General features: G+C 62.2%; 19 protein-coding genes, 1 tRNA gene and 1 riboswitch. Of the genes, 11 read left to right on the plus strand and 9 right to left on the minus strand.

The features are described from left to right. Window positions 1-241 precede the first annotated feature (241 nt). Both NEZ08_RS05140 and NEZ08_RS05145 read right to left on the minus strand, forming a co-directional pair. The gene (locus tag NEZ08_RS05140; protein ID WP_298104459.1) at window positions 242-835 is read right to left on the minus strand and encodes an SCO family protein; all 594 of its coding nucleotides are present in this window, start codon (window positions 833-835) and stop codon (window positions 242-244) included. 152 nt (window positions 836-987) lie between these two features. Further along, window positions 988-1,446, minus strand: coding sequence for a hypothetical protein (locus tag NEZ08_RS05145; protein WP_298104462.1), 459 nt, complete (start codon window positions 1,444-1,446; stop codon window positions 988-990). Window positions 1,447-1,746: 300 nt separating this feature from the next. Here NEZ08_RS05145 and NEZ08_RS05150 point away from each other — a divergent pair, with 300 nt between their 5' ends. The 5 genes from NEZ08_RS05150 to NEZ08_RS05170 all read left to right on the plus strand — a co-directional run bounded on the left by NEZ08_RS05150 (window position 1,747) and on the right by NEZ08_RS05170 (window position 5,673). Next, entirely contained in the window at window positions 1,747-3,405 is a 1,659-nt protein-coding gene (locus NEZ08_RS05150; protein WP_298104465.1) for an FAD-binding dehydrogenase, read from the plus strand. A gap of 86 nt (window positions 3,406-3,491) precedes the next feature. Continuing rightward, window positions 3,492-3,842 (plus strand): RidA family protein, encoded by a 351-nt coding sequence (locus NEZ08_RS05155; RefSeq protein ID WP_298104468.1) that lies wholly within the window; start codon window positions 3,492-3,494, stop codon window positions 3,840-3,842. Window positions 3,843-4,025: 183 nt separating this feature from the next. Continuing rightward, window positions 4,026-4,709 (plus strand): RNA polymerase sigma factor, encoded by a 684-nt coding sequence (locus NEZ08_RS05160; RefSeq protein WP_298104472.1) that lies wholly within the window; start codon window positions 4,026-4,028, stop codon window positions 4,707-4,709. 92 nt (window positions 4,710-4,801) lie between these two features. Continuing rightward, window positions 4,802-5,344 carry a DUF4142 domain-containing protein gene (locus NEZ08_RS05165; protein ID WP_298104475.1) on the plus strand — a complete coding sequence of 181 codons (543 nt, stop codon included), beginning with the start codon at window positions 4,802-4,804 and terminating at the stop codon, window positions 5,342-5,344. After that, window positions 5,341-5,673 (plus strand): cupredoxin family copper-binding protein, encoded by a 333-nt coding sequence (locus NEZ08_RS05170; RefSeq protein ID WP_367278376.1) that lies wholly within the window; start codon window positions 5,341-5,343, stop codon window positions 5,671-5,673. The genes NEZ08_RS05165 and NEZ08_RS05170 overlap by 4 nt, the downstream gene beginning before the upstream one ends. Window positions 5,674-5,731: 58 nt before the next feature. On the opposite strand, the gene NEZ08_RS05175 is transcribed toward NEZ08_RS05170, so the two are convergent. Next, window positions 5,732-5,893, minus strand: coding sequence for a hypothetical protein (locus NEZ08_RS05175; RefSeq protein WP_298104478.1), 162 nt, complete (start codon window positions 5,891-5,893; stop codon window positions 5,732-5,734). Between the two features lie 175 nt (window positions 5,894-6,068). Beyond that, window positions 6,069-6,142, minus strand: a tRNA-Gly gene (locus NEZ08_RS05180). Window positions 6,143-6,570: 428 nt separating this feature from the next. Here NEZ08_RS05180 and NEZ08_RS05185 point away from each other — a divergent pair. The 4 genes from NEZ08_RS05185 (at window position 6,571) to NEZ08_RS05200 (ending at window position 8,971) form a co-directional block, all read left to right on the plus strand. Continuing rightward, a complete protein-coding gene (locus NEZ08_RS05185; protein WP_298104481.1) occupies window positions 6,571-7,149 on the plus strand; it encodes a methylated-DNA--[protein]-cysteine S-methyltransferase in 579 nt (192 codons plus the stop codon). Between the two features lie 9 nt (window positions 7,150-7,158). Then, window positions 7,159-7,998 (plus strand): AraC family transcriptional regulator, encoded by an 840-nt coding sequence (locus NEZ08_RS05190; protein WP_298104484.1) that lies wholly within the window; start codon window positions 7,159-7,161, stop codon window positions 7,996-7,998. A gap of 125 nt (window positions 7,999-8,123) precedes the next feature. Beyond that, window positions 8,124-8,483 (plus strand): VOC family protein, encoded by a 360-nt coding sequence (locus NEZ08_RS05195; RefSeq protein ID WP_298104487.1) that lies wholly within the window; start codon window positions 8,124-8,126, stop codon window positions 8,481-8,483. Window positions 8,484-8,575: 92 nt separating this feature from the next. Next, entirely contained in the window at window positions 8,576-8,971 is a 396-nt protein-coding gene (locus tag NEZ08_RS05200) for an SRPBCC family protein (RefSeq protein ID WP_298104490.1), read from the plus strand. A 5-nt stretch (window positions 8,972-8,976) separates the two neighbouring features. On the opposite strand, the gene NEZ08_RS05205 is transcribed toward NEZ08_RS05200, so the two are convergent. Both NEZ08_RS05205 and NEZ08_RS05210 read right to left on the minus strand, forming a co-directional pair. After that, window positions 8,977-9,999 carry a hypothetical protein gene (locus NEZ08_RS05205; RefSeq protein ID WP_298104704.1) on the minus strand — a complete coding sequence of 341 codons (1,023 nt, stop codon included), beginning with the start codon at window positions 9,997-9,999 and terminating at the stop codon, window positions 8,977-8,979. A 185-nt stretch (window positions 10,000-10,184) separates the two neighbouring features. Further along, window positions 10,185-11,291: a 2'-deoxycytidine 5'-triphosphate deaminase gene (locus NEZ08_RS05210; RefSeq protein ID WP_298104493.1), complete on the minus strand. Its 1,107-nt coding sequence runs from the start codon at window positions 11,289-11,291 to the stop codon at window positions 10,185-10,187. A gap of 109 nt (window positions 11,292-11,400) precedes the next feature. After that, window positions 11,401-11,480: riboswitch (SAM riboswitch) on the plus strand. Window positions 11,481-11,552: 72 nt separating this feature from the next. On the opposite strand from NEZ08_RS05210, the gene NEZ08_RS05215 reads away from it, so the two are divergent. After that, window positions 11,553-12,758, plus strand: a complete 1,206-nt coding sequence (locus NEZ08_RS05215) for an O-succinylhomoserine sulfhydrylase (protein ID WP_298104496.1) — start codon at window positions 11,553-11,555, stop codon at window positions 12,756-12,758. Window positions 12,759-12,804: 46 nt separating this feature from the next. Here the strand turns inward: NEZ08_RS05215 and NEZ08_RS05220 are convergent, their stop codons facing one another. From NEZ08_RS05220 to NEZ08_RS05230, 3 genes are all read right to left on the minus strand, one after another. After that, window positions 12,805-13,764, minus strand: a complete 960-nt coding sequence (locus NEZ08_RS05220) for an SGNH/GDSL hydrolase family protein (RefSeq protein ID WP_298104498.1) — start codon at window positions 13,762-13,764, stop codon at window positions 12,805-12,807. A gap of 69 nt (window positions 13,765-13,833) precedes the next feature. After that, window positions 13,834-14,619 (minus strand): SGNH/GDSL hydrolase family protein, encoded by a 786-nt coding sequence (locus tag NEZ08_RS05225; protein ID WP_298104500.1) that lies wholly within the window; start codon window positions 14,617-14,619, stop codon window positions 13,834-13,836. Beyond that, the gene (locus NEZ08_RS05230; RefSeq protein WP_298104502.1) at window positions 14,616-15,851 is read right to left on the minus strand and encodes an OpgC family protein; all 1,236 of its coding nucleotides are present in this window, start codon (window positions 15,849-15,851) and stop codon (window positions 14,616-14,618) included. Before NEZ08_RS05230 ends, NEZ08_RS05225 begins: the two co-directional genes overlap by 4 nt. 324 nt (window positions 15,852-16,175) lie before the next feature. On the opposite strand from NEZ08_RS05230, the gene apaG reads away from it, so the two are divergent. Beyond that, window positions 16,176-16,568, plus strand: a complete 393-nt coding sequence (gene apaG, locus NEZ08_RS05235; RefSeq protein WP_298104503.1) for a Co2+/Mg2+ efflux protein ApaG — start codon at window positions 16,176-16,178, stop codon at window positions 16,566-16,568. Window positions 16,569-16,625: the final 57 nt, after the last annotated feature.

Below are 16,625 nucleotides of genomic sequence, written 5' to 3' on the forward strand. Positions count from 1 at the left end.
TTTTCGCCGAAATCGGAGGCGTTATAGACCGATATGATCACGAAAGCGAACGGCGCTGCGCCGGCTCCTAGTGTGTCGGTTCCGAAGTTCGTGTTACGCCTCAGCACCCACTTTCACGAACTTCGGAAAGTCATGGGGAGCTAATTTACTGATTCTAGTACCGCCTCATCGATCCGAAGTCCCAGACCCAATCAGCCGCTTGTGGTGCAGGCACTTCAGATCGGCGGCGCGATTCCGCAGGTCAAAGATAGCGCTTGAGGTCGGCGGCGGCTTGCTCGGGCTTCTGATTGATATTGAACGGAGCGACGAACTTGCCGTCGCGATCCATCAAATAGATCAGTGCCGTGTGGTCCATGGTGTAGTCGCCGTCCTTCAACGGAACTTTCTTGGAATAGACGCGGTATTCGGACATCACCTTGGCGACCTGCTGCGGCGAGCCGGTAAGGCCCTTCAGGCGCGGATCGAAACTCGACAGGTACTCCTTCATCACCGCCTGGGTGTCGCGTTCCGGGTCGACCGAGATGTAATAGGCGTTCACCCGGTCGGCGTCCTTGCCCATCGCCTTCAGCACTTCGGACATCTGGAAGAGGGTCGTCGGGCAGACATCCGGACAGTGGGTAAAGCCGAAGAAAACCAGGGTTGGGCGGCCCAGCATGGATTTTTCGGTGATGGTCTGACCGGTCTGGTCGGTGAGCTGGAATGGGCCGCCGATCGCAGCCGGGGCTGTGACGTGGCGAAGGCCGCCCATCACCCAGAGCATCAGGACCGCCCCGACGACGAGGCTTGCAGCGAACGCTCCAATGACGACCAGCGGCCGGGCGGTCTGATCCTTCATCCAAACCTCTGTTCTAGCAACGGGCGGCGAGGGACCGGCACGCGGCCATCAGGCGCTCCGCGGTTCAAATAGAGCGTACCAGCGCCCCCGGCAAGCGCCGGGACCGCTGGCACAATTCACGTGATGCTGATCTTGAACCCGGATTCGGACCGTTAATGCGCTGCCGATGCCCGCGCGTCGAGGAAGCATGGGTGATACATGCTCGTCAGCTCCTTGCCCCGCAGATAGATCATGTGCGGGGTGAGCCCGCCGCGTTGGTTGATCCACCTTTTCACCGGAGCGGGATACATCGAATAGAGCATGTGGGTGGCTTCAGGATTGGTGATGGCGTGACCGTCCTCGTCAAGGTCCCAGGCCGCGTGGAAGCCGAGCGCCGCATGCGAGGTCACGCAAATCTTGTCGTGAGGGATGGCCCCCAGCACGATGGTGCAGGCCGAAGCGCAAAGGCCGTCGATGATCACCATCTGGCCGGAGGAACGCACCTCCTGATACTTGTCGACGTAGGTGCCGATCCGCCCGCCGCGGTCCTCGCCGATCCGCACCACCGCATGACTCGTCCCCACGCTCGCCAGCAAAACAATCACAGCGAGCAGCCCCATCAAGAATTTCATTTTGTCCGGCCCCAGTTCGAACCTTGTCGGACTTTCACGATCCGACGACGGTGTGTGATGCGTTGCGAGAGCGTGTTTCGAGTTGGCTATTTTGTCCAGATGGTCCGCGGAGTTCATATTAAATTCAGACCGAGTGTTGCCGGGGTGCTGCACCGATCGGGTCCCGGGCAGGAACACGACCTTTGGCCGAGCTGCTGGCGAAGGCTGCCTCGGCCAACGGCCCATTTTGACTCTCCCGGTTGCTGTTGACCATCCGGGTGAGTGCGGGCTTCACTCATTTCAGCAAATTGGGGAAACGCGATGGCAGACGAAGCTGACGTCATCGTGGTAGGCGCGGGATTGGCCGGTCTGGTTGCGGCGACCGAGATCGCATCCGCCGGAAAGCGCGTCACCGTGGTCGACCAGGAAGGCGCGCAAAGCCTTGGCGGACAAGCGTTCTGGTCGTTTGGCGGACTGTTCCTGATCGATTCGCCCGAGCAGCGTCGCCTTGGAATCAAGGACAGCTACGAACTGGCCCATCAGGACTGGATGGGCACGGCCGGTTTCGACCGCGAGGAGGATATCTGGCCGCGGCGCTGGGCGGAAGCCTATCTGGCGTTCGCCGCAGGCGAGAAGAGAAGCTGGCTGCGCGCCATGGGCCACCGTATTTTTCCGGTGATCGGCTGGGCCGAACGCGGCGGCTACGACGCGATGGGCCACGGCAATTCCGTGCCGCGGTTCCACGTGACCTGGGGCACCGGCCCCGGCATCGTCGAGCCGCTCGTCCGACGTGCCCGCGAGGCGGAAAAATCCGGACGGCTCACCTTCAAATTCCGCCATCGTGTCGATGGCCTGACCATCGCCAACGGCACCGTGGAAGGCGTACGAGGCACGATCCTCGAATCGGATCCGGTGGCGCGCGGCGTGAGCAGCTCGCGCAAAGTCATCGCCGAATTCACGCTGCGTGCACAAGCGGTCGTCGTGGCTTCCGGCGGCATCGGGGGCAACCACGAGCTGGTGCGGCAGAACTGGCCCGCGCGCCTTGGAGCCCCGCCTGCCGAGATGATCTCCGGCGTGCCCGAATATGTCGACGGCCGCATGATCGGCATCACCGAACAGGCCGGTGCGCGGCTGATCAACCGCGACCGCATGTGGCACTATGTCGAGGGCATCAGAAACTGGTCGCCGATCTGGCCGCGCCACGGCATCCGCATTCTGCCCGGGCCGTCATCGATGTGGTTCGACGCCGCGGGCAGACGCCTGCCCTCGCCGCTGTTCCCCGGCTCCGACACGCTCGGCCAGCTCGAATACATCCTCGCGACCGGCTACGATTACTCGTGGTTCGTGCTGACCCAGAGCATCATCAAGAAGGAATTCGCGCTCTCGGGCTCCGAGCAGAATCCCGACCTCACCGGCAGGAGCTGGCTGATGACCGCGCGCCGCGCCACCAACAAGGGAGCACCCGCGCCGGTCGAGGCGTTCAAGAAGCAGGGCGCGGATTTCATCGTGCGTGACAACCTCGCCGATCTCGTCCGTGCCATGAATGCCCTTGCCGGCAACGATCTGTTGAAGCTCGACGCAATCAAGGCCCAGATCGAGGCGCGCGACCGCGAGATCGAAAATCCCTACGCCAAGGACGCGCAGATCCTGAACATCCACAATGCGCGCCGCTATATCGGCGATCGCCTGATCCGCACCGCGAGGCCGCACCGGATTCTCGATCCCGCGCATGGCCCCCTGATCGCAGTGAAGCTGAACATCCTGACCCGCAAGACGCTCGGCGGCTTCGAGACCGATCTCGATGGCCGCGTGTTCGGCAAGGACGGCCAAATCATGCAAGGGCTCTATGCCGCCGGCGAAGCGGCGGGTTTCGGCGGCGGCGGCATGCACGGCTATCGCGCGCTGGAAGGGACCTTCCTCGGCGGCTGCCTGTTCTCGGGCCGCATAGCGGGGCGCGCGACCGCCAAGGCGGTATTGTGAAAAGCAGAACCCTGATCTTCGCGACAAGATAGTAGCGGCCACAGAGCCTTCAGGCTAAGTGGCAGCGTCATCCACGGGAGAGAAAAATGACCATTCAACGTATCGAAGCCGGGGCGCGCATGAGCCAGGCCGTCGTCCACGGCGACACCGTCTATCTTGCCGGCATCGTCGCCAATACTACCGCCGGCGAAAGCGTCACCAAGCAGACCCAGGAGATCCTTTCGATCATCGACGGCCACCTCAAGAAGGCGGGCACCGACAAGTCGAAGCTGCTGACCACCACGATCTATCTCACCGACATGAAGACCTTCGGAGAGATGAACGCCGTGTGGGATGCCTGGGTATCGCCGGGCAACACGCCGGCCCGCGCCACGGTCGAGGTGAAGCTCGCCGCGCCGAAATACAACGTCGAGATCATGGTGACGGCGGCAAAGTAACCGGCGAACCAGAGGACGCGACATCCCGATCTAACGGCCGGCCGTCGCCGGCCGTTTTCTTTTTCTGATACGTTAGCCCTTGGCGCTATCGGCCGCCTTTCGACATGACTCGCGGAATACGTCGGGAACCTTCCGGGAAATCCTGCATCCAATCCTTACAAGGTCATCATCCAGGATAGCACCATGGGCCAGGCACAGACACCGAAAGTGACGGAAGCAGCAGTCGACGACCTGGTCGCCCGGGCCCGCGACCGGGACGAGGCGGCAATCCGCGCCATCATCAAGGCCAACAATCGCCGCCTGTACCGCCTCGCCCGCGGCATCCTGCGCAACGACGGCGAGGCCGAGGACGTCGTCCAGGAGACCTATGTCCGGGCCTTCACCCATCTCGACAGTTTTCGCGGAGATTCGAGTTTCGCCACCTGGCTGGCACGCATCGCCATCAATGAGGCTTTGGGCCGGTTGCGCAGCCAGCGGCCCACGGCCGAATGGACCTCACTGCCGCCGGGCGCGATCGAGGCCCAGATCATCCAATTTCCCCTTTCGGCCACGCCCGATCCGGAAAAGACCATGGCGCAACGCGAAATCCAGAACGTCGTCGAGCAGGCGATCGACGAGCTTCCCGAACCCTTCCGCCTGGTCTTCATCACCCGCGTCGTCGAAGGCATGAACATTGAGGAGACGGCGGAAATTCTCGGTCTGAAGCCGGAGACCGTGAAGACCAGACTGCATCGCGCCCGTGCCATGCTGCGCGAGACTGTCGAACGCAAAATCGGTCCGGTGGTGATGGAAGCATTTCCGTTCGCTGGCCGGCGTTGCGAGAGGCTGACCGACGCCGTGCTGCAGCGCCTCGGCATCTCCGCATAATTTTGCAGGAACCTTTTTCAGATCGCTCCATCCAACTCCTGTGAGGTCACAACCCCCGGCGGCTCAGGCCCCGGCTTACAGGAGTGTCAAGCATGTTCATCCGATTGAGCGCAGCGATCGCCGCCATAACGCTTCTGAGCAGCCCCGCGCTGGCTCAAGGCGCCAAGCTCACCGATCCCCAGATCGCCCATATTGCCTACACCGCCGGGGTCATCGACATCGCGGCCGCAAAGCAGGCGCTCGCGAAAACCCACAACAAGGAGGTCAAGGCCTTTGCGGAAGACATGGTGCGCGACCATGAGGCCGTGAACAAGCAGGCGCTCGACCTCGTCAAGAAACTCAAGGTCACTCCCGAAGATAACGACACCAGCAAGACGCTTTCGAAGAACGCGGCCGATGAGCGCACCAAGCTGAGCAAGCTCAACGGCGCCGCCTTCGACAAGGCCTATGTCGAAAACGAGGTCGCCTATCACAAGGCGGTCGACAGCGCGCTGGAGACCCAGTTGATTCCTTCCGCCAGCAATGCGGAGCTGAAGAGCCTGCTGCAGACCGGATTGAAGATTTTCCAGGGCCACGAGCAGCACGCCGAGCATGTCCTGGCCACGCTGAACCAATCGGTAGGCCACCACAAATGAAACCAGGATCGACTTGCCCGGCCTTTGGAGCGTTCGCCTTGAGCGCGCTCATGGCGGGGATATCCGTGTCGGCCCATGCGGCCACGATTCAAATCCTGGTCACGAACCTGGAATTCTCGCCGACAGAAGTCTCGGCAAAGGTCGGCGACACCATCGAATGGGTCAACAAGGACCCGCTCGCGCACACCGCGACCGCGAAAGACGGCGACTGGGACGTGATGCTGCCGCCCAAAAAAAGCGGCAGCCTGGTTCTGAAGAAAGCCGGCACCTTTGCGTATTACTGCCGCTTTCATCCCAACATGAAGGCGGCACTGACCGTCGCGCCGTAAAGCATGATCCGGAAGATTGGGGAGCGGTTTTCCGAAGAGATCATGCTCAATCAAAGAGCTAAAGCGCGATGACGATTGAACCCAATCTCATTGCGCTTGGCATTAGCCGGCAGCCCTGCGAAGTGAAGCGTTCGACGACGATGGGCCGTTCGGCGGCATGGGCCGTGACCGGCGACAGGCCGACGAACAATCCGAGCGACAAGACGAGGCGCGAGAACATGGTGATCCTCGCTGGCGTAACCAATGTTCACTTCGCAAGGAGACGTGCCGTGTTACAAGCGGCCACCTTCACATTTGCGCAAATTTCCGGGTGGGTGCCCCGCGCCTTCGCACGACATTGGCGGCGAAAGCGGAATGAACGCGAAGCGCGAGTGAGGTCAGGCCCGACGAGGTCTTGGAGCGGGCGAAGGGAATCGAACCCTCGTATGCAGCTTGGGAAGCTGCCGTTCTACCATTGAACTACGCCCGCAATCGGCGGCTACCATAGCGAATGACGCGGCGGGATCAAGGTAGGGAAATCGCCAAACAAAGCCAGCGCCGCCAGTCTTCGCATCGCGCTGATGCCAACAGCAAGGCCGCCGGGCGGAGTATCTCGCCGGACGGCCTTGCCGCGTTGTTCCGGACGGGGGAGGTCCGGGGCGAGACCTCTAGCAAGGCAGTCCCGATGCATGAACTGAAAAATAGTTGATAGGCGCGTGTCCGCCACTCACGCGGGCGGGCTTGGTCGAAACGCCTTCTCCATAAGGCGATGTCCTCCCCTATCGGCAAGATATCTTTCGCTTCGCAACGGAAGGCTCCCTTCGTCAAGGTCTGGTGCGACTCTGGCCTTAGCCGAATTGTCATTTTTCGGATGCGGCTGCCGGTACCGGTGCTATGATGCTTGCGGGGACGAAGCGTATGTCGGGGCGGGCGTACAGTATTTTCGATACGGCGATTGGCCGATGCGGCATTGCGTGGGGGCAATCCGGCATTGTCGGCGTGCAGCTCCCTGAAGCCCGCGAAATCGATACCCGCCGGCGGCTTTTCCAGCTTTATCCCGAAGCCCGCGAAATCCGCCCTACAGCCGATGTCGAAGCGGCGATCGAGGCGATTGCGGCGCTGCTCCGCGGCGAAAGCTGCGACTTCTCCCGCGTCGCCCTCGATGTCGGCGGCATTCACCCTTTCGACCAGCGGGTCTATCAGATCACGCGACGAATTCCGCGCGGCGAGACCATGACCTATGACGAGATCGCCGTCGGGCTCGGCGCCTCCGGCGCGGTGCGCTCGGTTACCCAGGCCCTCCGCCGGAACCCCTTTGTCATCATCGTTCCCTGCCATCGTGTCCTCGAAGCCGGGGGTTACGCCGACACGATGTCCCCTTACGCTGGTTTGATCTCCAAACGGCGGCTGCTCTCGATCGAGGGCACCACGAGCCCAGCGAGCAGGACATTGCTGGACGTCCTGCTTCCGGTTGCCCCGCCGCGGCTATCCCGTTAGCCTCACCTCATGATCAGGACGACCCTGTTGACGCACCGCGCGATCTCGGTGTCGGAGTTCCGCTGCACCGCCGTCCCCGGCGACAAGCCGTTTGCAGAGCAGTTTGACTGCCACTCGGTTTCCTATGTGCGCAAGGGCAGCTTCGGCTGCCAATCCCGCGGGCGGTCGTTCGAGCTGGTGACAGGGTCCGTGCTGGTCGGTTTCCCCGGCGACGAATATGTCTGCACCCATGACCACGTTTGCGGCGACGAGTGCCTGTCGTTCTTTCTGGAGCCGGAACTGGTCGAGACGATCGGCGGCCGGCGCGAGGCCTGGCGGGTCGGTGCGGCCCCGCCCTTGCCCGAACTGATGGTGCTCGGCGAACTCGCGCAGGCCGCCGCCGATGGCCGCAGCGATATCGCCCTTGACGAGATTGGCCATCTCTTCGCCAGCCGCTTTGTCGATGCGGTGTCGGAGCGGACGCGCAAGCCAGTCGCGATCAAGGCCCGCGACCGCCGCCGTGCGGTGGAAACGGCGCAATGGATCGAGGCGAATTCAGATCAAGCGATCGACCTCGAGGCCGCAGCAAAGCAGGCCGGCATCAGCCCGTTCCATTTCCTGCGCCTGTTTTCCAAGGTGCTCGGCGTCACCCCGCACCAATATCTGGTGCGCTCGCGGCTGCGTCATGCGGCGCGCCTGCTGTCTGACGAAGATATCGCCATCACCGATATCGCCTACGATGTCGGCTTTGGCGACCTCTCCAATTTCGTCCGCACCTTCCACCGCGCGGCCGGCCTCTCGCCGGGCGCGTTCCGCGACGCGGCACGCGGTAAGCGCAAGATTCTCCAAGCGAGCGCCGCGCTGCACTGAGTAAACCTCATCTCCATCTTCGGCGGGCTGGTGCCCGACTTTTCCGAGGTTCGTGAAAGTGGCGGGTGTCACGCGAACTTCGGAAAAGTGGCACCATGACGCGCCGGCAATGAAATGGAGAGACCATGTACGATCACATCGGAATCCGGGTCGGCGACCTCGGGGCCAGCGTCAAATTCTATGTCGCAGCGCTGGCGCCGCTCGGCTACGTCCTGTGTTCCAAGGACGCAAGCGGCGCGGGATTTGGACGGAAGGGCGAGCCGGCGCTTTGGCTGCATTTGCACAAGGGGCCGGGGGCGAGCGGCGCACATATCGCCTTCCGCGCTCCCGATCATGCGGCAATCGAGAAATTCCACAGTGAGGGATTGAAGGCCGGAGGACGCGACAACGGCGCCCCCGGTCCGCGCAAGGACTATGGTCCGACCTATTACGCCGCGTTCCTGATCGACCCCGACGGCAACAACGTCGAGGCCGTCCATACCTGAGACACAGCTATCAGCCCTCATTCTTTGGGCACTTGCGCCAGCGAGGGTCTCGAAGGATGAGGGTTGGATGCGTTATGAGGAAACCCACGCCCATGGCATCTATTCACAAGAACTTTGCGATCGACGCGCATCCCGACGTGGTCTGGGATGCGGTGCGCGACTTCGGCGCAGTGCATCAGCGGCTGAACCCCGGTTTTGTCGTCGACTGTCGCCTTGAGGGCACCGTTCGCATCCTGACGTTTCACAACGGCGTGGTGGCGCGCGAGGAATTGGTGAATTGCGACGACACGCGGCGACGGCTGGTCTATGCCATCATCGGCGGCGAGCGCGTGCGACATTATAATGGCGCTGTACAGGTGCTCGAGAATGGCGGCGGCCAGACCCGGATGACGTGGATCGTCGATGTGCTGCCGAACGAGATCGCATCCTATATCGCCAGCCAGATGGACATCGCGATCGCCGCCATGCAGAAAACGCTCGGACGATAGTCTCGCTACGCGATCGACCACAGGAAAGGCGGCCGCCCACCCGACGAGGTCGCGAGATTGATCGCAATATGGCGGCCGCAGCCCGCTGCAAGCCCCTCGAACAGGCCGTACAAAATATTGGCACAGGCGGGATGATAGTCGCTGACATCGTCCATCAGCTTCCAGCTCTCCTGGCTGATTTCGATGCGGCCTGACGTTTGATCAATCTCGGCGGCATCGTCCTGTGCCGTCAGCAAGGACATGAGCAACGCCGAACATTCTCTCGCTCCGCCATGTTGGCCGGCCAGCGCCTGTGCAACGTCATCGAAATACTGCATGCCGATCAGCTTGCCGGTGAGGCGCAGCAGATAGCCGGCGTCCTCGGGACCAAACAATTGCACCATCACCGGTGCGGCGGTGCGCACATATTCCATGGCGTAGTTGCGATAGGCCTTTTCCAGCCGCAGCTTTGGCCAATCCCCGACCGACAGCGACGGTGCGGTCGCGGGATCGAACGGCGGCGCCTCGAGATGGCGCGCGAACACCAGGCGCTGATCTGTTTCGAGCGGATGGTCATATTCGTAATAATAGCCTTCGAGGCCATCCTGACCGTCCACGCTCTGCTTGGTGCAGACGAAGCCGAGCTTGAGATTTCCCAGCGCGACACCGTTGTTGGCGTGCCAGCCGCGCAGCATGGCGCGCGAGACTTCACCCGGCACGCCGCAGATCGCGGTACCCTTCCAGATCCAGCGCGGCACCGGATAGCGGATCCAGGCCTTGCGATCGCTCTCAAACATGTATTCGACATGCACGCCGCCGATCCAGTTGGAGAGATAATGATACTGTGCGGCGGCGACTGCGGGCGGCAGACCTCTGAGGCCAAGTTTGTCGAGACCCGGCAGGAAGCCTTCCTGCTGCTGGCGGCGAAACACGCGGAAGACGAACTCGGCGGCGTCGGCTGTGCCGCGGCGCGTCACGAGCGTGAGAATCAACCCCGTGAAGCAGGCGTGGTAGAGATCGGCGATGCTGCGCCATCCACTGGAGTCGATTTGATATTCGCCACCCGTCCGGCCGCGATTTCGTTCAGCGAATGTCAAATCCTAAACTCCACTGCAAACATGTCCTTGCTGGTGGTCCTTTGATTCTAACATTCGCAAAAGGTGCCCACTGAGAAGCAATTCGAATGTTAGAATCGGACCACCAGCCCACTGCGCCTGTTGCGCGGCGATATCCATCACACCCTGAAATGCTTGGAGAGTTTCAGGCCCTGCGCCTGATAGTTGGAGCCGATGCGCTGACCGTACATCGCGTCGGGCCGTGACAGCATCTTCTCATACACCAGACGCCCGACGATCTGGCCGTGCTCGAGAATGAACGGCACTTCGCGCGAGCGCACTTCCAGCACGGCGCGCGCTCCCTTGCCGCCGGCGCCCGCATAGCCGAAGCCGGGATCAAAGAATCCGGCATAGTGCACGCGAAACTCGCCGACCAGGGGATCAAACGGCACCATCTCGGCGGCGTAATCCGGCGGCACCTGCACCGCTTCTTTCGAAGCCAGTATGTAGAACTCGCCGGGATCGAGAATGAGGCTGCGGTCGGACCGCGCTGCGATCGGCTCCCAGAACTCATCGACCGCATAGCCGCCGCGCCGATCGACATCGACCACGCCGGTGTGGCGCTTGGCGCGATAGCCGACGAAGCCGCCGGCCTTTTCGCCGGAGAGATCGACGCTCAAGGCGACGCCGCCCGTGAGATCGGCATCATCTGCATCGACCAGCTTTTCCGCATCGTGCAGCGCATCGAGCTCGCGGGGGCTGAGGACCGCTTCGCCAACTCGAAAGCGTACCTGGGAGAGACGCGATCCCTCGCGGAGCAGCACCGGAAAGGTTTTGGGGCTGATCTCGGCATAGAGCGGGCCGTGATAGCCCGCGCCGATCATGTCGAAGCGGCGGGTGCCGTCGGCGATCACGCGCGTGAAGACGTCGAGCCGGCCGGTCGAACTCTTCGGGTTGGCGGCGGCAACGATCTCACGCGGCAGCGCCAAAGACTCCAGGAGCGGCACGATGTAAACGCAGTTGGTTTCCAGCACCGCCCCGTCGGAAAGGCTGATCTCGTGCAGCTTCAACTCGTCGATGCGCTCGGCAACCGTTGCGCTGGGGCCCGGCAGAAAACTCGCGCGAACCCGGTAGGCGATGTCGCCGAGACGCAGATCGAGGCTCGCGGGCTGAATCTGGCTCTCGACAAAGGGGTAGGCGGGCTGGATCAGGCCATCATCCGCCATCGCCGCGATCATGCGATCGGGCAGGATTCCATTGGCGCCGGGCGGAAGCGTGAAGCTCACGGAATACGATCCCTATACGGCGGCCAAACCGCCAAATGGCGAAAAACAAGGGCTTTTACCGGTTATCCGATGGCCGCCTTGACGGAAAGAGTGCGAGGGAATACAGCATGACTTATCCCGTGGTGATTTGAGCCGGCCGGCTTGCAGCCACGTTAAATAAGTCGCTAAACAGGCCGGGGACAATGTGATCCCGGCCTTATGGAGTTTCTCCAGGCCGGTTTTTTTGTGGCCGTTTTCGAGAACGGCCATGACGGAGGTCACATGTCTAAGTCTGCGCCTGCTACACCCGCCCCTTCCCGCTACCGTCCCGAAACCCGGCTGGTTCATTCCGGAACCATTCGCTCGGAATTCGGCGAGACGTCCGAAGCGCTGTTTCTCACCCAGGGCTATGTCTACGACTCGGCCGAGCAATGCGAGGCACGCTTCAAGGGCGAAGACCCCGGCTACATCTATTCGCGCTACTCCAATCCGACGATCGCGATGTTCGAGCGCCGCATGATCGAACTCGAGGGCGCCGAGGCTGGCCGCTCCACCGCAACCGGGATGGCGGCGGTGACGACCGCCGTTCTCGCGCCATTGAGAGCCGGCGATCACGTGGTGGCGGCAAAGGCGATGTTCGGCTCCTGCCGCTATGTGGTGGAAGACCTGCTGCCGCGCTACGGCATCGCATCGACGCTGGTCGATGGCCTTGATCTCGACGAGTGGAAGCGCGCGATGCGGCCGAACACCAGGAGTTTCTTCCTCGAAAGCCCGACCAATCCAACGCTCGACGTGCTCGACATCTCCGCGATAGCCGAGATCGCCCATGCCGGCGGAGCGCGGCTGATCGTCGACAACGTATTCGCGACGCCGATCTGGCAAAGCCCGCTCGCGCTTGGCGCCGATGTCGTGGTCTATTCCGCGACCAAACACATCGACGGCCAGGGCCGCTGTCTTGGCGGCATGATCCTGTCGTCTGAGGCCTTCATTGCCGAACACCTGCACACCTTCATGCGCCAGACCGGCCCGTCGCTATCGCCGTTCAACGCCTGGGTGCTGCTCAAGGGACTGGAGACGCTGGCGCTGCGCGTTCGCGCCCAGACCGACAACGCGGCGAAGGTGGCCGATGCGCTGGCGCAGCACCCGAAAATCTCGCGACTGATCTATCCCGGCCGCGAGGATCATCCGCAGGCGGCGCTGGTGAAGAAGCAGATGCGGGGAGGATCGACGCTGGTCGGCTTCGAGGTCAAGGGCGGCAAGCCGGCCGCGTTCCGCACGCTCAATGCGCTGAAGCTCGCCTGCATCTCCAACAATCTCGGCGACGCCAAAAGCATTGTCACCCATCCGGCGACCACCACCCATCAGCGATTGTCGCCGGAAGCGCGCGCCGAACTCGGCATCACCGACGGCTTCATCCGCTTCTCCGCCGGCCTCGAACATGCCGACGACCTGATCGAGGATTTGCACGCGGCGCTGGAAAAGGCGTGAAGGTAATCCGGATGCACGAGTGTGCTGCACCGCGTCCGGGACTCCATTACATCGCGCGATTGGCCGGAGCAACGACGCCGAGCTTGATCCGGCCGACCGAGCGAATGATGTCATCGCCGAGGATCTGGGCGAAGCAGGCATAGCCCCAATCGTTCATGTGCAGGCCGTCGGCAATCACGAAGCTGTCGATCGGCAACGCCTGGTTCTCGTGCCACTGACGCATCACCTCGAAGCGAGGGAACACGCCGACATGGCGAAGCTGGGCAACTCTGCTGAGCAGCCTCACCATCTTGCTGGCGCCTTCCTGGTGCTCGGTCACCCGCGGCGAATATTGCAGATCGACCAGAACGACGTCGGCGCCCGCCGTCTGGATGCGGGTCACGCCGTCCTGGACCATCTGCGCGACCGCATCGGGATCGAGATTTCGCAACACCGCGTTGGTGCCGACCTGCCAGATCACGAGATCTGGCTTCATGTCGGTCACCTCGGCTTGCAGCCGCTTCATCATCTCGGCCGCGGTCTCGCCACCACGGCCGCGGTTGACCACCGTGATGTCGGCGGTGGGATATTTCCGGTGAAGCTGCGCCGCCAGACGGTTGGGATAGGTGAATTCCGGCGCGGACGTGCCATAGCCTTGCGTCGACGACGAGCCGAAAGCCACGATCACCACCGGTTCGCCCGCGGCGAGCTTGTGCACGAGATGCGGCAGCGCGAACGACCTCCTGACGCCCTTCGGCGGCAGGCACGGCACGCGGCCGAAAATGTCGCCCGCCGCTTTCGCCGCCCGCGTGACCTTTTCGATCGCCTTCTCGGCGAGGCTCTTCGGTGCCGACTGGCCGTTCGGCTGCGGCGCGCCCGTCGATGGCGCGGCACCCGGGTCGACGGCCGCTGCATCACCAACTTCAGTGGATTTTTCCGCCGCGGCCGGCTTCGGCGCCTCTGCCTTGGCCTTATCGGAAACCGCCGCCTGCTGTGGGTCCTCCGCGCGGGCGGATACTGCCGGCATCAGCAGCACCAAAACAATGAAGCAAAAACGGCGGCAATAACTCCGAACCATCATCAAAGGCAGACTTTCTCAATTCTCCTGCGCCGGCTTCGGATGGGCCGAAGCGATAATGAACTGCGACAATGCGCGCCCGAGGCAGCCATGAACCTGCTTTGCGAGCTCCGCACCATGAACCGGTGCAAATAGATCGAACGCTCCGTCCTCGGACCATTTCTGCATCAGCGCGAAGCGATCGAACAGCGGAACTTCCTGCTCCTGCGCCACCACCCGCATGTTATCCAGGTAGGCCGAAGGCGAAATCATCGATTCCGTGCGCGGACTATATTGCGGATTGACCAAGACCGCATCAACGCCGGCCTCCCGCAAGGCCACGACGCCAGCGTCCACCGCATTGCGAAAATCGTCCGGATCCACCGCGCGCACCGCGTCGACGGTTCCGGTTTGCCATATCACCAAGGTCGGCTTTTTGCTTTCAACCAGCTTCGCCAGCCCGGGCGCGACCTCTTCGGCCGTCTTCTTGGCCTGTATTTCTACGGATAGATTGACCTCGATCGCCGGCAGCTTCTCTTTCAAGGCGGTGAGCATCTGGCCGGGATAGGCGGCAGCCTCCGGAGCCCCCGCGTTGATCGCCGATGACCGACTGCCGACGACAAGGATATTCAGCGGGCCGCCGGCCTTGACGGCCTCCGCAACCTTCGGCAGCGCCACATCGCCCGACAGGAGATAGTCGGGAACTTCGCAGGCGGGCGCCGCGGCGGGCGCGTTGGATGCAGCATCATCGGCATGCGCGGAAGCGGCCGCCAGAAAACCGGCCAGCAGGCTCACACTCAGGAATGCCCCTGAGACCAACTTCATGCGCCCCCTCCCGCCAGATCGGCGTTGCCGGCGGCGGCCTTGGCGCGGCCACTCTTGTCGGCGGAATGTTTGTACCACGAAAACATCCAGGCCGCGCCGGACATGATCAGTATCCCTGAAATACTGATAACAAAATGCAGCCCGGTTCCACCCGACAACTCCGCCAGGATGAAATGGCCGGCGAAAGCCAAAAACACGCCTAGGCAGAATATCTCAAGGGAATGCTGGCCACAGAGGATCAAAGGTCGCAGCCACGGCGATTTCAGGCCCGGCCAGTCTCTGGGCAGGAAGCGCACGGTCAGAGCGGCCAGCGCGAGGAAGTGCGCAAAACGCAGCACGTCCAGGTCGGTCTTGCTGATCGGATACATCCACTGCTCGAGCCGCTTGGGCATCAGATGGCCGAGCTGCGGCACATACCAGGTCAGCGTCACCAGGAAGGCGAACAGCAGGTAGGCGCCACAGATCCACAGCGTGATCGGCGAGGCGATAATACGCGACATCCGCTGCGCGCCGCCTTGCGCGCACCAGGCACCGAACACGAACAGCAATTGCCAGGCGAACGGGTTGAAAAACCAGGAGCCGTTCGGATAGGCCGAGAAATGCAGATCGAATTGCCAGGTCGCCGCGTAAAGCAGCACCGATAGCCCCAGCGTCAGGTCCGCACTGCGCCGCATCAGCCACAGGATGAACGGCAGCCATAGCATCAGCACGATATAGAGCGGCAGCACGTCCATGTTGACGGGACGAAATCGCAGCAGCAGCGCCTGAACGATGGTGACGTCGGGCTCCTTCAGAAAATCCATGATCCCCATTTCTTCGGTGTAGAGCGGATTCTCGAAGCTGGTGGCGACGTAGGAGATCTCGGCCAGGAAGATCGTGAACAGGAACACGTGGGCGACATAGATCTGCCAGACCCGTCGCAGGATCCGCGCCGTCGCGACTACAAAGCCCGCCTCGCGCATCGCGCGGCCGTAGACGAAGGAGGCGGTGTAACCGGAAATGAAGATGAAGATTTCGGTGGCGTCGGAAAATCCGTAGTTGCGGATGGTCAGCCAGGTCAGAAGATTTTGCGGCAGGTGATCGATGAAGATCAGCCACAGCGCCAGCCCCCGGAACAGGTCGAGCCGCAGCTCGCGCTCCGTCGGACGCGCGATCGCAGGTGCTTTCGCGAGTGGAACAACGCCCGCACCAGCCGATAGCGGCGCGGAAATCTGATCGGCAACCGAGGTCATCTCACACTGTCTCGGACGGGTTAGGCTGCTTCGCCGATGCGTTCTGTCAATTCTACAGGCCGCCGGGCAACAAGCAAAGCCGGCGCTTAAGCGGCAACTGTGGTGAAACAGCGGTGGAATTAATCTGATAAAGCTCCCCGGGGCAGGTGGCCGCAATTGGTTCTGCTGAAACGATCGGCTAGTGTCCCGATTCCGAAGTTCGTATTATTGATCTGGTGTGGCTCTGGTTCAGAAGTCCGCATAACGAGGCCGCGGCAGAAAGGATGCGGACTTCTGAACCACTCGCCACGATGCAACACAACTTCCAAAGTCAAATTGATCTGCATGTACCGCGCCGTAACCCGCGACATCGAAGTGACCGTGGAGCCGAATTTTCTCCCGGAGCGTTCCTCCGCGGAGAAACAGCAGTATTTCTGGTCCTATACGATCGTGATCACCAATTCGGGTCATGAAACCGTGCAGTTGCGCACGCGGCATTGGATCATCACCGACGCGACCGGCCGGCGGCAGGAAGTCCGCGGCGAGGGTGTGGTTGGCGAACAACCGGTGCTCGCGCCCGGCGAGCGCTTCGAATATACCAGCGGGGTTCCACTGCCGACCACATCCGGCTTCATGACCGGACGCTATCAGATGGTGAACGAAAGCGGCGAGAAGTTCGAGATCGACGTACCGACCTTCTCGCTCGACAGTCCCGAGGCGAAACGGGTTTTGAATTGACCGAAGGCGCATACTCTGCGCCTTTCGGCCCAAGCCTTGATACTAGCGGCTGAATCG

The sequence above is a fragment of the Bradyrhizobium sp. genome, assembly GCF_027451485.1.
Taxonomy (GTDB): domain Bacteria; phylum Pseudomonadota; class Alphaproteobacteria; order Rhizobiales; family Xanthobacteraceae; genus Bradyrhizobium.

Excerpts from the sequence above, each read along its gene's own strand:
- NEZ08_RS05185 (WP_298104481.1), top strand. The coding sequence starts at position 6,571 with ATGTCGGGGCGGGCGTACAGTATTTTCGATACGGCGATTGGCCGATGC.
- NEZ08_RS05200 (WP_298104490.1), top strand. The coding sequence starts at position 8,576 with ATGGCATCTATTCACAAGAACTTTGCGATCGACGCGCATCCCGACGTG.
- NEZ08_RS05195 (WP_298104487.1), top strand. The coding sequence starts at position 8,124 with ATGTACGATCACATCGGAATCCGGGTCGGCGACCTCGGGGCCAGCGTC.
- NEZ08_RS05155 (WP_298104468.1), top strand. The coding sequence starts at position 3,492 with ATGACCATTCAACGTATCGAAGCCGGGGCGCGCATGAGCCAGGCCGTC.
- NEZ08_RS05170 (WP_367278376.1), top strand. The coding sequence starts at position 5,341 with ATGAAACCAGGATCGACTTGCCCGGCCTTTGGAGCGTTCGCCTTGAGC.
- apaG (WP_298104503.1), top strand. The coding sequence starts at position 16,176 with ATGTACCGCGCCGTAACCCGCGACATCGAAGTGACCGTGGAGCCGAAT.
- NEZ08_RS05140 (WP_298104459.1), bottom strand. The coding sequence starts at position 835 with ATGAAGGATCAGACCGCCCGGCCGCTGGTCGTCATTGGAGCGTTCGCT.
- NEZ08_RS05145 (WP_298104462.1), bottom strand. The coding sequence starts at position 1,446 with ATGAAATTCTTGATGGGGCTGCTCGCTGTGATTGTTTTGCTGGCGAGC.
- NEZ08_RS05175 (WP_298104478.1), bottom strand. The coding sequence starts at position 5,893 with ATGTTCTCGCGCCTCGTCTTGTCGCTCGGATTGTTCGTCGGCCTGTCG.
- NEZ08_RS05225 (WP_298104500.1), bottom strand. The coding sequence starts at position 14,619 with ATGAAGTTGGTCTCAGGGGCATTCCTGAGTGTGAGCCTGCTGGCCGGT.
- NEZ08_RS05150 (WP_298104465.1), top strand. The coding sequence starts at position 1,747 with ATGGCAGACGAAGCTGACGTCATCGTGGTAGGCGCGGGATTGGCCGGT.
- NEZ08_RS05165 (WP_298104475.1), top strand. The coding sequence starts at position 4,802 with ATGTTCATCCGATTGAGCGCAGCGATCGCCGCCATAACGCTTCTGAGC.
- NEZ08_RS05160 (WP_298104472.1), top strand. The coding sequence starts at position 4,026 with ATGGGCCAGGCACAGACACCGAAAGTGACGGAAGCAGCAGTCGACGAC.
- NEZ08_RS05230 (WP_298104502.1), bottom strand. The coding sequence starts at position 15,851 with ATGACCTCGGTTGCCGATCAGATTTCCGCGCCGCTATCGGCTGGTGCG.
- NEZ08_RS05220 (WP_298104498.1), bottom strand. The coding sequence starts at position 13,764 with ATGCCGGCAGTATCCGCCCGCGCGGAGGACCCACAGCAGGCGGCGGTT.
- NEZ08_RS05190 (WP_298104484.1), top strand. The coding sequence starts at position 7,159 with ATGATCAGGACGACCCTGTTGACGCACCGCGCGATCTCGGTGTCGGAG.
- NEZ08_RS05215 (WP_298104496.1), top strand. The coding sequence starts at position 11,553 with ATGTCTAAGTCTGCGCCTGCTACACCCGCCCCTTCCCGCTACCGTCCC.